General features: G+C 41.1%; 14 protein-coding genes and 1 pseudogene. 9 read left to right on the forward strand and 6 right to left on the reverse strand.

All coding sequences use genetic code 11. From position 1 onward, the window contains the following. Positions 1–720 (forward strand): 16S rRNA (uracil(1498)-N(3))-methyltransferase, encoded by a 720-nt coding sequence (locus ACFSR5_RS12365; RefSeq protein ID WP_380904192.1) that lies wholly within the window; start codon positions 1–3, stop codon positions 718–720. Positions 721–745: 25 nt separating this feature from the next. Here the strand turns inward: ACFSR5_RS12365 and ACFSR5_RS12370 are convergent, their stop codons facing one another. Genes ACFSR5_RS12370 through ACFSR5_RS12380 form a run of 3 tightly spaced genes read right to left on the reverse strand, consistent with a single transcriptional unit; the run spans position 746 to position 3,262 of the window. Beyond that, positions 746–1,231 (reverse strand): hypothetical protein, encoded by a 486-nt coding sequence (locus ACFSR5_RS12370; protein WP_380904194.1) that lies wholly within the window; start codon positions 1,229–1,231, stop codon positions 746–748. Between the two features lies 1 nt (position 1,232). After that, positions 1,233–2,618, reverse strand: coding sequence for an ABC transporter permease (locus tag ACFSR5_RS12375; RefSeq protein ID WP_380904196.1), 1,386 nt, complete (start codon positions 2,616–2,618; stop codon positions 1,233–1,235). Positions 2,619–2,623: 5 nt separating this feature from the next. Beyond that, entirely contained in the window at positions 2,624–3,262 is a 639-nt protein-coding gene (locus ACFSR5_RS12380) for an ABC transporter ATP-binding protein (RefSeq protein ID WP_380904198.1), read from the reverse strand. 341 nt (positions 3,263–3,603) lie between these two features. Here ACFSR5_RS12380 and ACFSR5_RS12385 point away from each other — a divergent pair, with 341 nt between their 5' ends. Together ACFSR5_RS12385 and ACFSR5_RS12390 are read left to right on the forward strand one after the other, a co-directional pair. After that, entirely contained in the window at positions 3,604–4,827 is a 1,224-nt protein-coding gene (locus tag ACFSR5_RS12385; protein ID WP_380904200.1) for a hypothetical protein, read from the forward strand. A 113-nt stretch (positions 4,828–4,940) separates the two neighbouring features. Continuing rightward, positions 4,941–7,766 carry a TonB-dependent receptor gene (locus ACFSR5_RS12390; RefSeq protein ID WP_380904202.1) on the forward strand — a complete coding sequence of 942 codons (2,826 nt, stop codon included), beginning with the start codon at positions 4,941–4,943 and terminating at the stop codon, positions 7,764–7,766. 254 nt (positions 7,767–8,020) lie between these two features. Here ACFSR5_RS12390 and ACFSR5_RS12395 read toward each other — a convergent pair whose 3' ends face one another. Continuing rightward, positions 8,021–9,229 (reverse strand): hypothetical protein, encoded by a 1,209-nt coding sequence (locus tag ACFSR5_RS12395; protein WP_380904204.1) that lies wholly within the window; start codon positions 9,227–9,229, stop codon positions 8,021–8,023. Between the two features lie 554 nt (positions 9,230–9,783). On the opposite strand from ACFSR5_RS12395, the gene ACFSR5_RS12400 reads away from it, so the two are divergent. From ACFSR5_RS12400 to ACFSR5_RS12425, 6 genes and pseudogenes are all read left to right on the forward strand, one after another. After that, the gene (locus tag ACFSR5_RS12400) at positions 9,784–10,161 is read left to right on the forward strand and encodes a response regulator transcription factor (RefSeq protein ID WP_380904206.1); all 378 of its coding nucleotides are present in this window, start codon (positions 9,784–9,786) and stop codon (positions 10,159–10,161) included. 166 nt (positions 10,162–10,327) lie between these two features. Next, positions 10,328–12,511 (forward strand): annotated as a pseudogene (locus ACFSR5_RS12405) (DUF4838 domain-containing protein). Positions 12,512–12,630: 119 nt separating this feature from the next. Further along, the gene (locus ACFSR5_RS12410) at positions 12,631–13,350 is read left to right on the forward strand and encodes an MIP family channel protein (RefSeq protein WP_380904208.1); all 720 of its coding nucleotides are present in this window, start codon (positions 12,631–12,633) and stop codon (positions 13,348–13,350) included. A 143-nt stretch (positions 13,351–13,493) separates the two neighbouring features. Then, positions 13,494–15,296, forward strand: a complete 1,803-nt coding sequence (locus tag ACFSR5_RS12415; RefSeq protein ID WP_380904210.1) for a DNA polymerase III subunit gamma/tau — start codon at positions 13,494–13,496, stop codon at positions 15,294–15,296. 243 nt (positions 15,297–15,539) lie between these two features. Further along, positions 15,540–16,319 carry a 23S rRNA (guanosine(2251)-2'-O)-methyltransferase RlmB gene (gene rlmB, locus ACFSR5_RS12420; protein ID WP_380904212.1) on the forward strand — a complete coding sequence of 260 codons (780 nt, stop codon included), beginning with the start codon at positions 15,540–15,542 and terminating at the stop codon, positions 16,317–16,319. A gap of 5 nt (positions 16,320–16,324) precedes the next feature. Further along, positions 16,325–16,921: an HPP family protein gene (locus ACFSR5_RS12425; RefSeq protein WP_380904215.1), complete on the forward strand. Its 597-nt coding sequence runs from the start codon at positions 16,325–16,327 to the stop codon at positions 16,919–16,921. An 88-nt stretch (positions 16,922–17,009) separates the two neighbouring features. Here the strand turns inward: ACFSR5_RS12425 and ACFSR5_RS12430 are convergent, their stop codons facing one another. Together ACFSR5_RS12430 and ACFSR5_RS12435 are read right to left on the reverse strand one after the other, a co-directional pair. After that, positions 17,010–18,803, reverse strand: a complete 1,794-nt coding sequence (locus ACFSR5_RS12430) for an AMP-dependent synthetase/ligase (RefSeq protein WP_380904217.1) — start codon at positions 18,801–18,803, stop codon at positions 17,010–17,012. A 174-nt stretch (positions 18,804–18,977) separates the two neighbouring features. Continuing rightward, positions 18,978–20,771: a DEAD/DEAH box helicase gene (locus ACFSR5_RS12435; RefSeq protein WP_380904219.1), complete on the reverse strand. Its 1,794-nt coding sequence runs from the start codon at positions 20,769–20,771 to the stop codon at positions 18,978–18,980. Positions 20,772–20,786: the final 15 nt, after the last annotated feature.

Raw genomic sequence — 20,786 nt, forward strand, 5'->3', positions numbered from 1 at the left:
ATGCATTTATTCTACACGCCGACCCTCGAGCCTCACCATACACAGTTTGTATTAAACGAGGAAGAAAGTAAGCATGCAGTGCGGGTACTTCGGCTGCAGGTCACTGATCGTGTACAGTTAGTCGATGGGCGTGGGGGATGGTACGATGCAGAAATAATCGATCCACATCCAAAGCGAACGACATTGGCTGTACAGCGCGTAGAGCAAGCGTTCGGTAAACCTACCTACTACCTGCATATGGCTGTTGCACCCACTAAGAATATTGATCGTATAGAGTGGTTTTTAGAAAAAGCAACGGAGATAGGGATTCAAGAATTTACACCAATTATTGCGGAACATTCCGAACGTAAGGAGGTGAAAACAGATCGACTGCATAAGGTTGCTGTTTCTGCGATGAAGCAGTCCTTAAAAGCCTATATACCCAAAATTAATCCGGCAATTTCATTCCGCCAGTTTTTGAGACACAATCTAGATGATGCTTATACGGTCAAGACAATAGCACATTGTGCTGATGGAGATAAGCAATATTTGTCTGATATATGCCGTAGGAACGATCGTTACTTACTCTTGATTGGTCCAGAAGGAGATTTCTCAGAAGCGGAGATTGCGGAAGCGCTGTCAATGGGTTTTAAGCCCGTTTCGTTAGGGAACAGCCGTCTGCGTACTGAAACGGCTGCGCTCGCTAGTTGTCTTGAAATTTCGTTGTTAAATCGACTATAGCAGGTGGCAGTTAGTCTATATCTGCTTATTTAAGCAGTACAGCATCTATGATTTGAATCTCTGCATTTCCTTTTAACGGTTCTGGATTGAATTTCATTTTTCCTTTTACCTTTATAGGCTCTTCTGTAAATTTTACCGACCCATTTTTCATGAAGATTTCCACCATGGGAGGAATACCGTTTGTCCCACAAAACATACATTGCATAACTGGTAACACCGACAGCATGAATGTGCTGTGTGTCCTACCGCTGTTTAAAGGTATGAGATAGCCCGGTAATTCGACAATTTTGTTCTCTAGTGATTTCAAAGCAGGAGGATAGGTAGGTGTATAGACCTTTTTATTGCCCTCATAAGTCACTTTGTACATCATTTTGTCTATAGCCTCCCATGTACTATTCATCATTGGTGTATGGTCCGGAACGTTCATTTCCGGAAATTGCCCGACTTGTGCGCGGGTTACTCCAATGCTTAGGATGCTAAATAGAATAAGAATAATATTTCGTTTCATCATGTTATTTATCTGCTAGTATAGTCGAAATGGTGGTCTTATATGCTTTCATTGCCGGAATTGCGGCGGCAAGTATACCAATTAAACAAGCCGCCAAAATTAAGAATAATTCGTTGCTATTTATGTGAAATGCTTCTAGAAAATCCGCCGTTTCACTTGCCTGTTGATTTATAAAGAATAACGTCGCATGGCCAAACAAGAGGCCGATCACTCCCCCTATACATGTAATTACTAATCCTTCGACTAACACGAGGGTGAAAAGTTTAGTCTTGGACGCTCCCATAGAACGCATTATTGCCAAATCGTATTTCCGCTCCTTTAGGGCATTATACAAACTTATAAAAACGCTTACACCTGCTATGAACATAATAACATAAGCTAGGATCGCTAGTGAATCTAATCCAACGCCCAGTAATGAAAATAACCGAGTGCTTTCCAAAGCAGGAGAAGCGGCCTGCATATCTGTTGATTGGTTGACGAGACGAGGAACGATGCCCATCGCTGCCGGCGAAGCGTATTTAATCAATAAAGCAGTCACTTCATCACCTCGGCTTTCGAATAGATCATCACCAATACTCTTGACAAATGTTTCACGAGGTCGTTCTGATACAATTTCTCCGTTGCCAGCATGATTATGTGGCCCGTTTGTGTGCGCGTGATGATCGTGATCGTGTTCGTTTGTTGATGCCATTTTTTTTGCGGCCTCGTCGTTGATTTTATCTGAATGATTGTCGTCCTGGGGATGGTCGTGATCATGGTCGTGTCCTTCATGCGTAATGCCATGCACGTCCCACACGCTTTCCAGATTGCATAGAATTAGATTATCAACAACGGAGTTTGACTTTTTTAATACACCAACAACACGAAAGGGGTGCTCGTCGTGTACATGGCCTTCTGCAGCTAATCCATGGGCCGTATGAAAAGTATCTCCTTTCTGAAGGTGACGTTTTCTAGCCACTTCGCTGCCGATTACGGCTTCGAAAGGTTTTGTCCACAAGGACCCGTTTTCGATAGATAAATCGTAAAGCTGTAGGTATTTGGGTTCGGTTCCAATTAGACGATGCCCTTTATAATTGTCTCCAAGTGATATGGGGACAGCCAATTCTACAAATGGAGTATTGCCTAATTGACGAGCGTCATCCAGTTTTATGTTTCCTGTGGGATTATCTACGTGATAGAGCGAGCTTAAAATTAGCTGGAGTGGACTTCCTTTTGCACCTACCACAAGGTCGATATTCTTCGTATTGTTTGTCAATTGTTTTTCGAAAGAATCTCCCGTTATGTAAATCACACAGAGAATGGCTACGCCGAAGGACGTAAGAAGTATGCTGAGTATAGTCGAACCCCATTGTTGGGTGATATTTCTCCAAACGAGTTGCAAGTTGTTCATAACGACTAAAGTTGATATGCGTTGGTAAATTGGTCTTTTATTCGTTTATCGTGCGTCGCAATAAGTAACGTGGATCCATAGGTTTCTGCGCTATCGAAAAGTAATTGTAGTACTAATGCTGTGTTGGAGTCGTCTAACGAAGCGGTAGGCTCATCGGCAAGCAATAAGGCCGGCCTGTTAATGAGGGCACGGGCTATGGCGACACGTTGCTTCTGTCCTCTACTGAGGTGTTGTGGAAGCGAGTGAGCTTTATCCTTTAACTGAAGTACCTCGAGTATAGTGAGGACTTCGGCTGTGTTAACAGAATTGTTAGCTAAGCTTTGAGCGAGCTTAATATTTTCTAAAACGGTTAAGTTTTTTAACAGATGTGCTTCTTGAAAAATAAATCCTAAATTTTTAGCACGAAAGGCGTCTAAGGCAGAACCACGTAAACTATACAAGTCTTGCGCCATCAATTTGATGGAGCCGGTGGTTGGAATAGAAAGACCACTTAAAAGATGCAGAAGAGTGGTTTTTCCCTGTCCTGAGTCGCCTAATAATAGGGTGTGCTGGTTTTCGAGCATATGTATGTCGGGAAAGGCTAATGTTGGACCTTGTGGGTATTGATAGCTCAGTTGCGCCGAGGATAAAACGTAATCTGCCATAACCTGTAGTTTTACGCTGCAAATTACTAACTATTCTACAGAACAACGAATGAAATATAGTTGCATTTGATTTGTTTAACGAAAAAAATACAGTGGGAGCACCTGGTCACTGGATGCGACGCTCCAGATACAGGGTGTTAGGCTCGGACGTAATAAGGAAAATTGTTAGTATCAAATTAACATTGTTTCACTAACGATCTGTTAAAAGGACGATATACAATCTATTTGGATATTGTTAATATTAATATAACAATAAAGTGTTTTTAAGATAATCTTAAGTTAACACATACTTAATAGAATAGCTGAATATTTGTAGCTGTAAAAACATAACATTTTATACAATGAAAAAGATTTTATTCTCTGCATTGACAATCGCCTTATTAGGAGGTGTTACTAGCTGTTCGGACGATAATCCAGTTGATCCTGAAGTTCCACAAGGAGAGGAGATTGTTAAAACAGGTATTCTTCAAGCAAATGAAACTTGGACAGCAAACAATATCTATGTATTGGACGGCCGAGTGGTGGTAAATGACGGAGTAACTTTGACAATAGAGCCCGGAACCATTATCAAAGCTGAAGATGGACAGGGATCAAACGCGTCTACTTTAATAGTGGATAGAGGAGGAAAATTAATTGCGAACGGAACGGCCGAAAAGCCGATCATCTTTACTTCTGTAAATGACGATATCAAGGTAGGTCAAAAAGAAAGCACTTTGAACATTGAGGATGCAGGACAGTGGGGAGGCGTAATTGTACTTGGTAATGCTCCTATATCTGTTGCTGCCGCAGACGGGATTGACTACATTGAGGGGTTACCTGGTGGATTGTCATACGGTGAATATGGTGGTAATAATCCAACAGATAATTCTGGTTCTTTGAAATATGTTTCGATTCGTTTTAGCGGTGTCGCATTAGAACAGGATGCTGAAATTCAAGGACTGACATTGGGAGGAGTTGGCAGTGGTACAACGATTGAAAATATCGAAATTTTTTCCAACAAAGATGATGGAATTGAGTGGTTTGGCGGAACTGTGAATGTTAAAAACGTTGTGATTTATGGACAAGAAGATGATGGGTTAGATATTGACCAAGCATATTCCGGTACTATCGACAATGCTCTAGTGATTCAAACAGCAAATTCTGGAAGTGCATTTGAAATCGATGGTCCGGAAGGCAATGCGACTGGTTCATTTACTATTAAGAATGTTACTGTGAACATGGGCAATTTTGAAGGGAAGTTTGTTGCTGATTTCCGAGATGGGGCTATGGGACGTTTAGAGAATATTTATGTCTACAATGTAAACGCTACAGGATCGACAGTTAATATTAATGATGAGTTGAGTGTAGGTAATTTCAATGGGGATAAGTTGACACTGGGGAAATGGGAAATTGTTGTACCTACTGGAAAGACTCTTGAAAATCTTTTAACCTTTAAAGGAGAAACCACTCCAATGCTAGCGAAATTCACAAGCAATGCTACGTCTGTTACTGCTGGTCAACAAACAGTTGGTGCGAATACCTCAGTATTTGATTGGACATTTGCTAAAACTAAAAGCGCATTTTAATTTAAGCTTTTTCTAAAGCTAGTATAAAAATCCATCTTCCAACTTAGAAACTAATCTTGATGGAAGATGGATTTCGTATGAAACTCAATATTACCATAACATAACACACTTTAATGAACAAGCATTATTTTATATTGCTACTGATGACTGTAGTCTCTCCGGTTATTTTATTTGCGCAAAGCGGAAAAATACATGGAATTGTTAAGGACGAAAGTTCAAACGCGTCTTTGGCAGGTGTAAGCGTTGCCGTTCTCGGAGGAAACCAAGCTGCAAGTTCAGATTTTGAGGGAGACTATCATCTAGAGTTAGCTCCCGGCACATATACACTAGTTTTTACGTATGTAGGCTATGTAAGTAAGGAAATTACAGACGTAAGGGTAGAAACTGGTAGAGCTACCAATGTGGATATAACATTAGCTCCATCTTCCGACCAACTTGAAGAGGTCATCGTTTCGGTCTCTGCGCGAAAGAATACAGAACAGTCCATTTTAAACATGCAAAAAAATTCTGGCGTCGTCATGGATGGGCTTTCGTCTCAAGCTATTCAGCGCTCGGGAGCTAGTAATATTGCTTCTGCCGTACGCGTAGTTCCGGGAGTTTCTGTACAAGATGGAAAATATTTATACGTACGGGGGTTAGGAGATCGTTATACGAAATCGATTCTAAATGGGGTGGATATTCCAGGTTTGGATCCTGACAAGAATACCGTACAAATGGATATATTTCCAACTGGAGTACTTGAGAATATAGTTGTGATGAAATCAGCATCGGCTGAGTTACCCGCTGATTTTACGGGAGGTGTGGTTGATATTGTTACGAAGGATATTCCGGCCCAAAAGCAAGTCGGATTGTCGTTCTCTTTGGGGTACAATCCAAACATGCATTTTAAAGATAACTTTGTTTCTTATAAAGGTAGTAGCAGTGATTTTTTAGGGTTTGATAATGGTGATCGTAAGCTTCCAATCTCACAGGGGTATGACATTCCCAATCCAGTCTCTTCTGCAAATCGTCCGGTAGTAGAGCAAGTGACAAAGTCTTTTTCGTCACTTCTAGGCGCCGATCGCAAGACTAATAATATGCCTGACTTGTCCCTTGGTTTTGACTTTAGCAATCAGTATAATTTATGGGGAAATAAACTTGGACTCATCGGCGTTTTAAATTACAAGAAAACTACCGTATTTTATGAGGGCTATCAAAACGGAATATACCAAAAGCCCAACCAGAGTGATGAAAGTTCGGAACTAAGAGCTGACAGGACATCTATTGGGGATTTAGGGGAACAAAACGTGTTATTGTCCGGAATGTTGGGCCTCAATTATAAGACTGTTCGTTCTAAATACACATTAAATTTATTGCATATTCAAAACGGCGAATCAAGATCCGCTATTTTTAATCAAGAGACGCGGATAGCAAATTCAAATAATACGAACAAGCATTTGCTGGATTACAGTCAGCGATCTATTTCTAACGTTTTACTGAGTGGTAAGCACAGTAACGAAAATGCCGATTTTATAACAGAATGGAAAGTTTCACCTTCTGTGGCGAAAGTTAACGATAAGGATGTCCGATTAACTACATTTGTTTTAAATCCATCGGGAAATTTTGTTATTAGTACGGATGCCGGACTTCCCATGCGTATTTGGCGCTCATTAGATGAATTTAATGCTATTGGTAAAATCGATTTTACTAAGAAAACACAAATTTTTGAACGCGACGCATCATTGAAATTCGGCGGTCTTTATAGTTATAAACAACGTGATTATTCCATAAATAATTACACTGTTAATTACAGAAATGTTGATTTGTCTGGTCCAAATGGCGATCCCAATGCAATATTAAACTCTGATAATGCATATAACGCTTCGCGTGACGCGGGATTTTATATACAAGGCCAGTTTGAAGCTGCTAACACATTTGATGCGTCCCAACATACGGCTGCAGCTTATGCTTCAGCTGAAGTTAAGCCTTGGGAGAAATTTCGAGCAGTAATTGGCTTAAGAGCTGAGCAATATATGTCATTTTTTACAGGACAGAACATAGATCGAGTAACGTATGATAATGTTAAGACTATTAACAAGTTCGACCTGTTTCCATCGCTCAACTTAATTTATAGTCCAGCGGCGAACCATAATCTAAGAGGATCATATTCACGTACAACTGCTCGACCTTCTTTCAAAGAACTTTCAGTCGTTCAAATTTACGATCCGTTGACGGATACTAGATTTTTAGGTAATTTGGACTTAGTACCGACTTATATTAATAATGTCGATCTACGGTATGAAATTTTCGGGGACCAAGCACAAATGGTTGCGTTAAGCGGATTTTATAAACGATTTGAAAATCCGATTGAATTGCAAGCATATTCTGATGCTTTGCCAAACAATATCATAGCTCGTAATTCAAAAACGGCTAATGTATTCGGAGTAGAAGTTGAGGCGCGTAAGAATTTTGGTTTTTTGACGGAAGATTTACAAAATCTAAGCTTGAATTTGAATGCTTCCGTTGTAAAGTCGGAAATTGAAATGGGGGATAATGAATATAATTCACGTTTGTCTTTTGCAAGGCAAGGAGAAGTTATTGAGAAAGAGCGGGAATTACAAGGCCAATCACCTTATCTAATTAATGCGGGGTTAAGTTATATGACAACAGATAAAGGTTTCGAAGCCGGTGTCTTCTATAATGTACAAGGAAAAACATTACAGTTGATCGGATTTTCGAGAAACTCTGATGTGTACGCTAAACCTTTTAATAGCTTAAATGTGAACTTGTCTAAACGAATAGGTAAAAATTTAGATGGTGGTGCAATTAGTTTTAAAATAGACAATCTTTTGGATAGTAAACGATTAAGTGTCTATGAAGCTTACATGGCTACTGATCAGATTTATCAGCAACGCTCTCCCAGACGCACCTTTAGTATTGGCTATAGCTACAATTTTTAAATGTCAGCTCTATTCACAGAAAGAGGCTGTCTCAAAAGTCGATTTTAACTGATTGACACCAAATATAATTTTGACGTTTTACCAGATTCAACGAAAAAAGGACCAAATTCCTAAAAAGTTTTGGTCCTTTTTTTATGATTCAGTAATTGAAAGCTATACTCCCAAATTTAATTCTGGTTTGTAATTCTGAATTTCATTTATGAGACAGCCTCTTTCTTTTATAGCAGGGTTATGCGATTTATGCACATCTATAACTATTGCGGTGCGTAATGGTAGACAATCTCATATGACTCTCGTTCATTTTTAGATGAGACTTCGCCAACAGACAAATCCGCGTCTTGGGGCGTAGGTTCACATATTGTATAGTAATTTCCCTCGTAGAAAATGCTCTTTCCCACGGGGGTCCTAAATTGAACGGCGACAGTGACGTGTGTCGGATACCGTATGGCGAGCATAGGCAAATTATAAATTTCTTTTACGAGATAAAAAAATAGGGCCGCTCGGTCATCGCAATCACTGGCGTTGCTACTCAATGTTTCCTCAGGTGACATTCGTTTTTCTTTCCCAAATATCATTCGGTCATCTTCATAAAGAAACGCGTAGCGTGTAAACCGCATAAGATAGTCTACGCCTTTAGCCACCGGTAGTTTGTTTAAGTGAGTTCGCAAAACTGGTATTAATGATTCGTATGTGTGCGCGCTCATCGGAATGTTGAAATAAGTTTCAAAATCAACAATTGGATAATTTTTAAAAATATCGGTTACCTCATCATTTATTTTTATTTTAAAATGATAAGCTTTTCCTTGGTACTTAAAGGCCAATTCTTTTTCGACATAATTCTCCGGCTTAAACTCCGGCAATCTAGTCACTTTGTAACTGAACCCCCGAGCTTGAGGATTTAATAAATCAACTAAGTCCGCTAAGGTATAAGGTTCTTTGTTATTAAACAATGCGCCGTAGTCGTGGTAATTCAAACAGATATATGTGCCTTTTTCCAGTTGTAAATACGGTAGATCCGAAATATCTTCCTCGCTCCGTATGTAGAATATAATTTGTTCATTCCGATAAGCCAGCCTGGCATCGAATCCAGATTTAAGCATAAAAAACCATTTGTAAAGTGTGTATCGCGCATAATTGTCTTCTTTTGGACTGAGTGTCTGTGCAACTTTGCGAACCAATTGGTAGTAGAGCCAGTCGTTCATATTATTGTTTTCCTTATGCTTCAATAATGATTGGATAATTGGATGAAAGCTACCATTATCCATCGTTGCATAAAACTTTCTAATTGAAGCTGTTGATAGCGCGTCTTCAAATGGAACAAGGATAGAGGAGTCAGCGGCGAACGAAAACTGTTTGTTAAAGAAATCAAAAAATCGATTTTGGCTAAATCCTCGAAGAGGTGACAACGATATGCTCAAAACAGCAATCACCGGGAAGGCTATATAGGCAACGAATCGTTTCATTATGTAACATTTTTATAATATAAATATAACATAAAGATAATATTAAATCTTACAAAGATGTTTTTTTTGTAAAAACAAGCGTTTAGCTACGAGACTTTATAGCATGACATTTTAACTGTGAGAAGGAACATGGCGAGCTATAGTGAGCCGATATTGAGGCGGTGCGCTCGTACATACAATGGAATTTATATGACTAGCCCAGTATTGTTTGTTTGTAAGATAGATATATGGTCGCAACGGATACAGCTACCTTCAGGTTGTATTATTTGTGCAACAAAGTCTCGTCGACGCCCGCTTCTTATCATGTCGTTGCTGTTAGAGGATAGGTTGGAGGTTGTGAATTTACACCTAAGTTTTTCGAGAAAACACATGCGAAGTGACAATGAACTGCATGCTTTTTTGGTAAAGTTGTAGTACAAGGGCTACTTTTAAAATAATCTACAATTGTTAAGGCTCTTTTTTTAGCTTGTAAAGAAGCTTGTAGGAGAAAAACTACAATTGTCTCCCTTTTTTTGATTGACCTTTGTTTTATAACGAAATCAAAAAGGAGAATTATGGAGTCTGCAAAGAAGAAGATCTTAATTATTGAAGATAATGAGATACTAATTGCTACCATGCAATTTATTTTGGAAAAAGAGGGGTACAATTTGGTTCTTGCTAAATCCGGAAAAGAAGGTTTATCGCTAATTGATGAACAAGTAATTGATCTTGTAATCACTGATTTGGCGCTACCGCAGGTGCATGGCTATGAGATCATCGATCACATCCGTAAAGGAGAACATAACAAAAAGGTACCCATTATTATTGTTTCGGGATACAAGGATGATGTTAGCATTACTGAAGGATTTGAAGTGGGAGCAGATGACTATATCAAAAAACCTTTATCTCCAGCAGAACTGATTTCTAGGGTACGGCTTCGAATGCATGCTTAAGAAATACGCCTTGTCTTGTATATATTTTATGCTAGAGAAGTTTACGTCGCTTGGGAGAGTACAAAACATACGTACACAAAGGAAAGGTGCTACCATGTCGTCTTTTTCTAACCTTTTAGGGTGGTTTAGGCATATGTGTATGTTGGGTATGGGTGCCATGTTCTTGATGACAAAGACGGTCTACGGAAAAGAAAGATTGTTTTTAGTGAAAGACGGAAAAACGGATTACTCGATCTATGTAAATCGTGCTGACTCTCTAGCATTGCGCGCTGCGAAAATTGTACAACGATATACAAAAGAAAGCACTGGACAGGAGCTCTCTATCCGATCAGGACAAGCCTCCGGAAACGCTATTATTATAAAGCGCATTGACAATGATAGGTCGTCTGATCAGACCGTCAATTATACGCTTTACGTTGAAGGAGAGAACCTCCATATTCGAGGAGAGGGACTAGGGGTTGTTTATGCGGCTTACCGCTATGTGAGGGAAATAATTGGCGGTCGGAAGTGGTATACGGGAACAGAAAATACCTGGATCCCCATGCGCCGAGAATTACCTGTGAATATGGATTTTTACTTGTCAGCTAGACCAAGTTTTCGTTTCCGAGAAGTCTATTTCCCGGTTGAGCTAGACCGAGAATATTTAGATTGGTATGGGTTGCATAATTTAGAGGAGCTGTGGGGGTTATGGGGGCATACTTTTGATAAGATTCTTCCGGCAGAACTGTACTTTAAAAGTTACCCGACATACTACGCTTATTATCAGGGAAGGCGACAACCTATCCAACTTTGTCTTTCTAATGAAGCGGTATTTGAACATACCGTACGTTTTTTCAAAGAGAAAATTCAAGAGAATCCGCGGGCGACCTATTGGTCGATCGCTCCGAATGATGCCATCGGATATTGCACGTGCGGCTTATGTAAAGCGAAAAATGAGTATGACGGTGGTCCCCAAGGAGCTCTTATTCATTTTGTAAACCGTGTGGCTACAAGATTTCCAGAACAAAAATTTAGCACTTTAGCCTATTCACAGACTGCGAATGCGCCAACACATACACGTGTGGCGGATAATGTATATGTTATATTGAGTAACGCAGAGGCATTCAGAGGAAAGGAGATTTGTCGCGAACCTTCGGCTGAGAATTTTAGGAAACAATTAAGCGACTGGCAAGCCAAAAGTAAACATGTTTTTGTCTGGGACTACCTCACACAGTTTACAAGCTATTTAGCACCATTCCCGATTCAGGGCACGATGCAACCCAACTTGCATTATTTGCAATCAAGAAATGTGTAGGGTGTTTTTCTTCAAGGTGGCGGAAGTACCTATACCGACATGGCAGAGCTTAATGCTTATGTTTTGGCTCATTTGGTTTGGGATGTTGATTTATCAGAGGGCCATCTGACAAACGAATTTCTGGACGGCTACTACGGTAAAGCGTCACCGTTTGTCCGAGCGTACGTACACATGCGTCGGGACGCTTTGCCGTTACGCTCATCGGGACTTTCTATATATGGCAATCCAATCGATAATCGGAACGACTTTTTAAGCACAGCGGCAATGGATAGTTATAGCTCGCTGCTGGAAAAAGCTGAAACTTCGGTCGAGGGAGATAAAAAACTGGAAGAACGTATCCGAAGAATCGGTTTGGGACTCGACTATACCTATCTGCAACTGTGTCTATTTTTTGGATCACGTCAATATGGCGTCTTCGAAAAAATTGACGGTCATTGGATGGCTCGGCCGTATGTTGTTCAAAAAATTAAACAGCTTGTTTCCGATACGAAACAAATAGGAATGCGAGAACTCGCAGAAGTTGGCCCTTCCCCCGATGAATACTTGGCATCATGGGACAGCATACTAAACGGAGGGATACGAATTAACAAGGCAAATGATGCTGTGATATCTGTGAAGCACATGTTCGATCCGTCATTTCCTGCGAATGGCATCAGCGCGTTAACGGACAGTGTTCCTGGATACCTGGATTTTAGCTACAATTGGCTCATTTGGAACGGAAAACCTATGGATGCTACGGTTCGTCTACGTGAGAAAACGTATATTGACTCATTAGACGTTAATTTTCTGCAGGATGCCTGTCACTGGATATTTCCGCCAAAAGAAGTCCGTATGTTTGTCTCAACCGACGGCATCCATTTTAAAGAAATTTTTCGACATAAGACAAAAAAAATCGAGAAAGATGACAAGGTACGTAAAGTGCGATTCAACGTTTCGGTAAGGCGGGACATTCTGGCCGTACGTATTTACGCCGCTCCCCAAACCTCATTACCGCCTTGGCGTTTTGTCCCAAATAGACAGCCTCTGCTTGCGTGTGATGAGATCTGGCTTGAATAAAAAGCCTTGAATAGTACTTTACGTCCGCCCCCACAATAGATACAAAAAATATTATTTCTACGAGTGTATATATGAAAAATCGTTAACTTAGGGCTAACTAATTAATAAACACACTTCTTATGGAAATCAAAACATCTTCTAAATTTATTGCTGAACTAATCGGTACGTTTGGTTTGGTTTTATTCGGTTGTGGTGCTGCGGTGGTAGCGGGCGTCGACACAATGGGCGGTTTATCTGGTCTGGGATTGCTCGGAATTTCCACGGCATTTGGTCTTTCAGTTGTTGTATTTGCCTACGCCATAGGTGGTATTTCCGGGTGCCATATCAATCCGGCGGTAACCATAGGGGTTCTCTTAGCAGGCAGAATGTCAGTCAAGGACGCATTAGTATACATTGTTGCCCAATGTTTAGGTGCTCTTTTAGGTGCGTTTGTTCTCCAACAGATTGTTAGTGGTCAGCTAGTTGGTTTTACACCGGGTGAATGGGCATTTGGTTCTAACGGTTGGGGCAAAGGCTATCAGAATGAATATGGAACAGCAGCAGCGTTTCTAACTGAGGCTGTTTTGACATTTATCTTTCTGTTCGTTATTCTGGCAACTACCTCTCATGTGGGAAATGGCACCATGGCCGGGTTGGCTATCGGTTTGACCTTGGTACTGATTCACCTCGTAGCTATTCCGATCACCGGAACATCAGTTAATCCAGCCCGCTCTTTAGGCCCGGCGCTTTTTGCTGGAGGACAGGCGCTTGCGCAGCTCTGGTTATTTGTTATGGCTCCCATTGTTGGGGCTGTGCTTGCCGCTGTTGCGTGGCGGGCGATAGCGCCCAGCACGAATTGAGAAATAGGAAAAGGCATGGCGTATTATCAGCCATGCCTTTTCCAAACCAAGCCAGTTTTGTATTTTGTAACTCCTGTACCTTTTTACGACTTTTTACGTTCGAATTTTCATACTTTACTTCTTAAAATACTTATCTTCGTGCAATGGATAATTTTATTGTTTCAGCCCGGAAATATCGCCCAATAACCTTTGATTCTGTCGTAGGCCAACAGCATATTACCAGTACGCTTAAAAACGCGATCCACAACAGTCAGTTAGCACAAGCCTTTTTGTTTTGTGGTCCACGAGGGGTGGGAAAAACTACCTGCGCACGGATTTTAGCAAAAACAATAAACTGTGAAAAGATCAATGAACAGGTTGAAGCGTGTGGTACCTGTGAGAGCTGTAAATCCTTCCAGAACGGAAATTCTTTTAGTATTCACGAGTTAGATGCGGCGTCCAATAATTCGGTGGACGATATCCGTAGCCTCATCGAACAGGTGCGAATTCCGCCTCAGGCAGGAAAATACAAAATTTATATTATTGACGAGGTGCATATGTTGTCTCAAGCAGCATTTAACGCGTTTCTTAAGACTTTGGAAGAACCTCCTTCTTATGCTATTTTTATCTTGGCGACCACGGAAAAGCATAAGATTCTACCAACGATTCTTTCCCGTTGTCAAATTTTTGATTTTAATAGGATTAAAGTAGAAGATATGGCTGCGCATTTGGCCTCTATCGCTGATAAGGAACAAGTGGCGTTTGAGTCGGATGGCCTTCATATTATTGCACAAAAGGCCGACGGCGGTCTTCGCGACGCGTTGTCTATGTTCGATCAGATTGTGAGTTTTTCCAATAAGAACATTTCCTATCAGGCAGTCATTGATAATCTTAATATTTTAGATTACGATTACTATTTTCAGCTGATGGACAACATTGCGAGCGAGAACGCAGCGCAGGCTTTGTTGACTTTTGACAAGGTGCTAAACAATGGATTCGACGGAGGACATTTCATTAGCGGTTTGGCCACTCACATTCGTAATTTGCTCGTTTCAAAGGAGCCCTCTACGTTGAAGTTGCTGGAAGTGAGTGACAATATCAAGCGGAAATATTTAGAACAGTCTCAAGCATTGAGCTCGGGTTTATTGTTGTCCGCATTAAATATTGCCAATCAGTGTGAGATCAATTATAAAAATAGTAAAAACCAACGTCTTCAAGTAGAATTAGCCCTTCTGAAGATGTGTCATATTGCTGCCGCAATTTTGCTCAATAAACAGGGGAGTTTTGTGTCCTCAGCATCGCCTGAGGAAAAAAAAAAACTTCCTGAGCAACTTATAAATAAGCCCGTCTCTTTCACTCCATCGGCTCTCTCTTCAGCCCCAACGGCTGTGGCTCCCGCTACGGTAGCATCTCGGACGCAAGAAGCTAGATTTTCAACAGCATCGAGTAGTAATTCGTCCTCAGAAGAGAGCGTAACTGTACCACTCAAAAAAGGGTGGGGAAAGGTGACCTCCTCGGTTCAGGTTCCCAATCTAAATACCATTTTTGAAGACAAGTCAGAAGAGGAGTCGGACGAGCCTGATTTAGTACAGGGTAACGAATTCCGGGAGGTGACCTTGAATGCATTCCTATCCAAGTGGAATGTCTTTGCAGATAGTTTGAAGCAAACGAGCCGTATAACGTTGTATACGATTATGACAGCAAACATGCCCCGTCTTAACGGCACTGTTATTGAAATTGACGTAGAAAATGGCGTTCAAATGGATGAATTGAAGCTCGGAAAGATCGATATTTTGAATTTTTTGCGTGTAGAGCTCAATAATTTTGCGCTCGATATTAAAGGAGTTCAGGTGGAGATGACCCGATCGCGCAAGCCCTACACATCGCAAGAGAAGTATCAGGCAATGTTGTCTAAAAATCCAGCGCTAGAAACACTTCGTAAGGCATTTAATCTAGGGCTGAGTTAATCCTAACAGTGTGAAACATATACCTTTGTTTCTTTGTTAAATCCTTCAGTTTTTTCTTATCTTTGCAGACCAAAGTTTGAAAGTATTGGGGAGGGAAGCCCATGTCTTTTTTTCTAAAAGTGCTTGTGTTTTGATTCCAGTTTGTTTTCGCAAATGATCTTATTTCACTCGATTTAGGAGCATTGGAGACAATGGTGATTGAAAAGACCAAAGCTTTTAATTTATAACTTTATACGTTTCATCATGCAAAACTTTCAGCGAAGAGAAAGAGGAGAGAAAAGAGAATCTAATCAAATGGTATTTGGAATCAGGGCGGTTATTGAGGCAATCGATAGTGGGAAAGAAATTGAGTCGTTGTTTGTTCAGCGCGGGTTGAGCGGAAGTTTGTTTTTGGAATTAAAAACGCTGTTGAAAGAACATGGCATTGGTTTTCAGCAGGTTCCAATTGAGAAATTAAATCGCATCACGCGCAAAAACCATCAAGGCGTGATTGCAGTAATCTCCCCGATAATTTATCAGAATATTGAAGATCTCTTGCCTGCTATTTATGAAAAAGGAGAAACTCCTTTCCTATTGATGTTGGATGGGGTGACCGATGTGCGCAATATGGGAGCTATCGCCCGGACTGCTGAGTGTGCAGGCGTTCATGCTATTATCGTACCACGTAAGGGCTCCGCGGAAATAAATCCGGATGCCATAAAGACGTCGGCAGGAGCTTTGTATAAAATTCCGGTATGTCGTCAGGATTCTTTGGGGCGTACTGGACGATTTCTAATCGACTCCGGTATACAATTGGTGGTGAGCACCGAAAAAACCAAGGAATCGATTTATAATGTAGATTATACAGTCCCAACTTGTGTAATTATGGGGGCGGAGGATGTTGGCGTATCAGATGAACTGATTCGGATAGCAGATAAGCTGGCTAAAATACCGATGTTTGGTGAGATCGAATCGTTAAACGTATCGGTATCTGCCGGTGTGGTTATCTACGAGGCTATTCGTCAACGAGCTAAAATTGGTTAAGTACCTTGAAGAAACAGATTCATAGGCAATTACGTGTTTATCGCTATGTCTTTTACCGAGAGACATTAGTAGATCCGCGGGAGCATTTTTGGTCGTTTGTCGGTGCCTTTTCGGGAATTTTTATCATCGCTTTTATTCAATCTCTCAGTCTGTCCAATATGGAGAATATTTTTCTTATTGGATCATTTGGAGCGTCTTCCGTGTTGGTGTATGGAGCTATTCAGAGCCCATTGGCGCAACCGAGAAATTTGATCGGTGGTCATGTTGTATCGGCATTAGCGGGTGTGACGGTCGCTAAGCTTCTACCAGACATCATTTGGTTGACTGCACCGCTAGCGGTTGCTCTGTCGATCGTTTGCATGCAGGTGACGCGGACCTTGCACCCCCCTGGCGGCGCTACAGCTTTAATAGCCGTGAGTAGCGGTACAAAGATCGCTTCTTTAGGCTATTGGTATGTATTAAGTCCTGTGCTGTCAGGCTGTATTATCCTTTTTGCAGTTGCCCTTATTTTTAATAATATAACTAGGAAGAGGCACTATCCCGTAAAAGGTTCTCGATTGCGCCGTTCACGAAGACAGCATCTAAGAAGACGATTCGTCTAATAAGATCAGCGACTGTCGATGTACGCGAATGAAGCGAAAGGATCCTGGATAGTCGATCGGGAGAGCCTGATGAATTGAATGCTGTGTACTAGTTGTACATTTGTTCAAATTCGTGTTGGTATTTCTTCATAATTTCTCTTCGTTTCATTTTTAGCGTGGGTGTCAGCGCTCCGTTTTCTATCGTAAACTCTTGAGGTAGAATAGTGATTTTTTTGATCTGTTCCCAATTTCCAAAATGTTTGTTTGCAAGTTTTACTTCTTGGTTGATGCGCTTGTAAATGGCAGGACTATATAGAAATTGTTGTTTGGGTAGATCCACTACGGTTGGTGCGTTTTCCCGCGCCCACTCCTTTAAAGATGCATAATTTGGAACGATAAAGGCGCTCGCATATTTCATACTCTCGCCTACCACCATAGCTTGTTCGATAAAGGCTGACTCGACCAATTTCGTTTCTATAGGTTGTGGAACAATATATTTGCCCCCGGAGATTTTAAACATCTCCTTTTTACGATCAATAATCTTTAGATAATCGTTGTTTATCCATTTGCCGATATCGCCAGTGTAAAGCCAACCATCTTTTAAAACTTCTGCGGTAGCTTCGGGGTTGTTGTAATAACCGGCCATGACATTGGAACCTTTGACCAAGATTTCTCCGTCGGAAGCCAGTTTTATTTCTACACCCTTTACCGCATTTCCAACTGTTCCTACGCGAACCCCTCGGTTATAAAAGTTGACAGCGATCAAGGGCGAGGCTTCGGTAAGGCCGTAGCCCTCATATATGGGGTTACGTGCAGCCAATAGTACGCGGATGATTCGGGGTTGTAAGGACGCACTTCCTGAAACAACGGTTACTAGATTTCCACCAAGTGCCGCGTGAAACTTATTTAAAATCAAACGCCGCGCAATGGAAAGTTTTTGTTTGTAGAAAAAGCCATTTGTTTCTCCTGTTGGGTCGAATTGTTCCGCAAGTGTTATTGCCCAATCAAATAGCTTCTTCTTGAAGTCTGGAAGGTTGCTCCCAGTTTTCATAATGTTTTCGAATAACTTTTCCATGATACGGGGCACGGCAGTCATAATATGCGGTTTGACATCTTTGATATTCTGTCCGATATGCTCCAGCCCTTCTGCGATATACACTGTTATGCCAATATAGAAATAGGTATAAATGACCATACGTTCATAAGCATGGCATGGTGGGAGGAAAGTCAAGGCCTTGCTGTTTGTCTGTAGGGGAGTAACTTCCCTTGCGGCAAATACGCAACTTAATAAATTCAAGTGGGTCAACATAACCCCTTTTGGTTTGCCTGTCGTTCCGGAAGTATAAATAAGTGTTGCGAGATCATGTGCCTGTACTGCATCCCGAAGATCATCGAGTTGCGAGTTGCTTACTGCACGACCAAGATCTGCCAATTCCTTCCAATGGCGCGACTCAGCAAATTTGTTTATGGCGAAGACATACTTCAAGGAATAGATAGAATCTACCAAGTTGCAAATACGTTGGTAGAGCGTTTTGTCACTCGCAATACACAAGCGTATTTCAGCATCATTGAAAATGAATTGATAATCAGCGTCGGTAATGTTTGGATACACGGCAACGGTTACCGCACCAATCTGTTGGATAGCAAAGTCAACGACATGCCATTCATAACGGCTTTCTGCAACTAATCCAACTTTATCTCCGGGTTTTACGTCTAAAGCGATCAAGCCTTTAGAGATCGCACATACTTCTTCTAGAAAATCTCGAGACGACACCATTTGCCATTGTCCTGCAGACTTATAAGCGAACATAGGGAGATCAGGGAAGGATAAAATTTGTCGGTAGGCTAGATCGAATACTCTCTTGGGATTGTCCATGTTTAACGTCGGATTTATGAGTTCCATTTTTTGTCTAAGAATAACCTCTTTCGGTGAAAAAAGTTTAGCAGGAATCTAATGCTTTTTCAGATAATGAACGTTGAGAAAAAAATAGGAATTTTTATGCATTTGCTACCAGTTAGAATAATAAAAAACCAGATATTCGTTAGAATATCTGGCCTTTCAATTTTAAAAAAAAGATTAATACTTAGAGCGAGATGCCTGTCTTTTGCCAGAGAAATCTCTGAATCCACCTGATTCTCTTCTGTCTCTTCCGTTTCTTCTGTCCTTACGGTCTCTATCACCGCTTCGACTACTACGATCTCCTCCGCGAGAGCGAGAATTGCGACCTTCAGAACGGCCTCCTCCATCTCCGGATACTTCGATCCGGACTTGGCGCCCGTTGAAATCTACTCCTTTAAAACCATCGAAAACTTTGTTGACTTCAGCATCTTCCACTTCAAAGAAGGTAAACACGCCCTTTAAGTCGATTTTTCCAATTGATTTTCCCGAAATTTTAGCGGTGTTACAAATGAAGCCAAGCATATCGCCTCGGCTAAATTCGTCTACTGAACCTAAGTTCATGAATAAACGCGTATAGCCTCTTGATGAAGATCTATCTCTGCGTTCACCACGTTCTCTGTCACTGTCTCTTTTTCCTTCGCGTGCTTCGATATTAAGGTCAGGAGCGTTTTGATAATAATCTAAGAAGCGGTTAAATTCGAGAGATGCAAATCTCTTGATAATATCTTCTTTAGACAAATCGTTCATGCTTTCCATGATTGACGGCAAGAACGGGGTGATCTGTTCTTCATTGATATCCACATTATGCACTTTGTCGATCATAGCAAAAAGTTGTTTCTCACAAACTTCTGTTCCTTGCGGTACCTGCTTCTTCTCGAAAGCCTTGCCGATGATTTTTTCGATGTGGCGAATCTTACTCAGTTCTTTCACATTTACCAGTGAAAGCGAGATACCAGTTTTTCCAGCACGTGCCGTACGACCTGAGCGGTGGGTGTAGTTCTCTACTTCATCGGGTAACGAGAAGTTGATCACGTGTGTTACATCGTTAACGTCTATTCCACGTGCAGCAACATCGGTAGCAATTAAAAGCTGCAGATTACGTTCTCGGTAACGTTTCATGACCTTGTCCCGTTGTTGTTGAGAGAGGTCTCCGTGAAGAGAATCGGCATTGTAGCCGTCCTTCACAAGGGCTTCTGCAATTTCTTGGGTCTCGATCTTCGTGCGGCAAAATACAATACCGAAAATTTCAGGATAGTAATCTACTATACGTTTGAACGCCGCGTATTTATCTTTAGCCTTAATTAAATAGTAATGGTGTTCAATGTTTGCATTTCCTGTGTTTTTTGTTCCAACTGTCAACTCAAAAGGGTTGTTCATATAGTTTTGTGCTATACGACGCACTTCTTTCGGCATGGTCGCTGAAAACAACCAGGTTTTTTTTGAGTCAGGAGTCTCCGAAAGAATATTGTTTATATCCTCTTGGAATCCCATATTTAACATTTCGTCTGCCTCGTCTAACACAACATATTTCACGTTGGAGAAGTCGATAGCATTTCTGCCGATAATGTCTAACATACGTCCCGGAGTGGCAACAACAATTTGGACACCACGACGGATTTGGCGCAATTGGTCAGAAATATTTGCGCCACCATATACGGCAACAACATGTACGTTGTCAATGTATTTAGCAAATTTTTCTAAATCTTTTGCGATTTGCAGACACAATTCACGCGTAGGACATAAAACTAACGCTTGTGGATGCTTGTGAGAAAAGTCAATTAACTCTAATAATGGAAGACCAAATGCCGCGGTCTTTCCTGTGCCGGTTTGGGCTAATCCGACAAAATCGTCGTTACCAGTCAGTAATACAGGAATGGCTTTTTCCTGGATGGGAGATGGTTTTTCAAAACCTATCTCAGCGATGGCATTAACAACTTCATGACGGATTCCCAAGTCTAAAAATGGGTTCATGAAATAAAATATACA

The sequence above is a fragment of the Sphingobacterium suaedae genome (genome assembly GCF_042684625.1).
Classification (GTDB): Bacteria; Bacteroidota; Bacteroidia; order Sphingobacteriales; family Sphingobacteriaceae; genus Sphingobacterium; species Sphingobacterium suaedae.